Source organism: Streptomyces sp. bgisy159, assembly GCF_057707805.1.
Map to the genome: position 1 here is coordinate 1 of NZ_JBYIQX010000109.1, position 2,170 is coordinate 2,170.

The window sequence follows — 2,170 nt, forward strand, 5'->3', positions numbered from 1 at the left end:
CGGCAGCGACGCCCTGTACGTGCCGGTGCTCGGCAAGAAGAGCTCCGAACCCGACACGCTCGTGACCGCCCTGGCACGGCTCCACCTGCGCGGTGGTGCCGTCGAGTGGAAGGCTCTCCTGCCGGGCGCCCGCCCGGTCGAACTGCCCACGTACGCCTTCCGCCGCGACCGCTACTGGCTGGAGCGCTCCTACGGCGAGGACGGTTCGGCCGCCGCCGGTCCGGGAGTACATCACCAGGTCGTATGGCGCACCGTCGCCGGCCGGTCCGAGGGCAGGCGCCTGTCCGGGCGCTGGCTGTTCGTGCGGCCCGTCTCACCGGAGGTCGGCGACGGCTGGGACGGCGCGCTGAACGACGTGCTGACCGAGGCCGGCGCCGAACTGACCGTCGTCGAACACCACCACCTCGACAGCCGGACCGAGTTCGCTCGCCGCATCTCCGACGCCGTCGGCGACGGTCCGGTGAGCGGGATCGTGTCCACGCTCGCGCTCACACCAGGGCATGACGAGGGGGTTCCCCACGGAGTCCTGGCGACCGCGGTGCTCACCCAGGCACTCGGTGACGCCGGCGTCGTGGCCCCGCTCTGGACGCTCACCCGGGGAGCTGTCACCACCGCGGCGGACGACCTCGCCCCGGATCCGGACCAGGCCGCCGTGTGGGGCCTCGGCCGCGTCGCCGCGTTGGAGCACCCCGACCGCTGGGGCGGCCTCGTCGACCTCCCACCCAGCCCGGACCGGCGCTCGGCCACCCGTCTCGTCGCCCTCCTCGCCGACCGCGACGCCGACGGCGTACGCGAGGACCAGGCCGCCGTCCGCCCCGGTGCACTGCTGGGCCGCCGTCTCGTCGCGGCGCCGTCCGAGGCGCAGGTGCCGTGGCAGCCCGCCGGTACGGTCCTGGTGACCGGTGGCACCGGTGCGCTCGGTGCCAGGGTCGCCCGATGGGCGGCCCGGAACGGCGCCGCGCACCTCGTCCTGGTCAGCCGCAGCGGGGACCAGGCGCCCGGAGCCGAGGAACTGCGGACGGAACTGCACGACCTCGGCGCCGAGACGACCTTCGCGGCACTGGACCTCACGGACCGCCCCGCCTTGGCCGCCCTGCTCGACGCCCACCCCGTGGACGCCGTCGTCCACACCGCCGGGGTACTGGAGGACGGAGTCCTCGACGGTCTCACCCCCGCCTCCTTCCGCGCCGTCTTCGCGGCCAAGGTGACAGGCGCCCGCCATCTGGACGAGCTGACCCGCGACCGCGACCTCACGGCCTTCGTCCTGTTCTCCTCCTTCGCCGGCACCGTCGGCTCCGCAGGGCAGGCCAACTACGCCGCCGCCAACGCCCTGTTGGACGCCCTCGCCGAGCGGCGTCGTGCCGCGGGCCTGCCGGCCACGTCGATCGCCTGGGGCCCGTGGGCAGGCGGTGGCATGGCTGCCGACGCGGACGCGGAAGGCCGCCAACTGCGAGGTGGCGTCGGCCTGCTCACCCCCGAAGAGGCGTTGGACGCCCTCGCGGCCTGTGCGGGAGACACACCGCCCACGGCGCTCGTGGCGGACATCGCCTGGGACCGCTTCGGTCCCGCCTTCTCCGCCGTCCGCCACAGCCCCTTGCTCACCGAGGTGTTCCACGCCCCCAGTGGTCCCGAGGCGACCACCGAGACGGTCACCACCGGGCTGCGGGCCCGCCTCCAGAACCTCGACCCCGAGTCCCGTCGCCGCGAACTCCTGACCGAGGTGCGCACCAGGGCCGCCGCCGCACTCGGGCACTCCGGACCCGAACAGGTGGGTGCTGAGCGGGCGTTCCGCGATCTGGGCGTGGACTCGCTGATCGCGGTGGAGCTGCGCAACGTGCTGGCGGCCGCGGCGGGCGTGACCCTCCCCGCCACGGTCGTCTTCGACCACCCCACACCTCGGGCGCTGGCCGCGTTCCTGTACGGCGAGCTGTACGGGGACGACGTCATCACCTCGATCGGCATCGAGAGCAGCACCGGCTCGGACGAACCGGTGGCGATCGTCGGGATGGCGTGCCGTTTCCCGGGCGGTGTGGAGTCGCCGGAGGACCTGTGGGAGTTGCTCGCCGACGGACGGGACGGCATCGTCGACTTCCCCGGGGACCGCGGCTGGGACCTCGGCCTGCTCTTCGCCTCGGACCCGGACAACCCTTACGCGAGCCACACCGCACGC

1 protein-coding gene is annotated in these 2,170 nt (G+C 74.1%); it reads left to right on the forward strand.

Going from position 1 to position 2,170, the window contains the following annotated elements:
- Positions 1-2,170: beta-ketoacyl reductase (locus AC3ET3_RS36000; protein WP_435613722.1), on the forward strand; the 2,170-nt coding region annotated here is incomplete at both ends.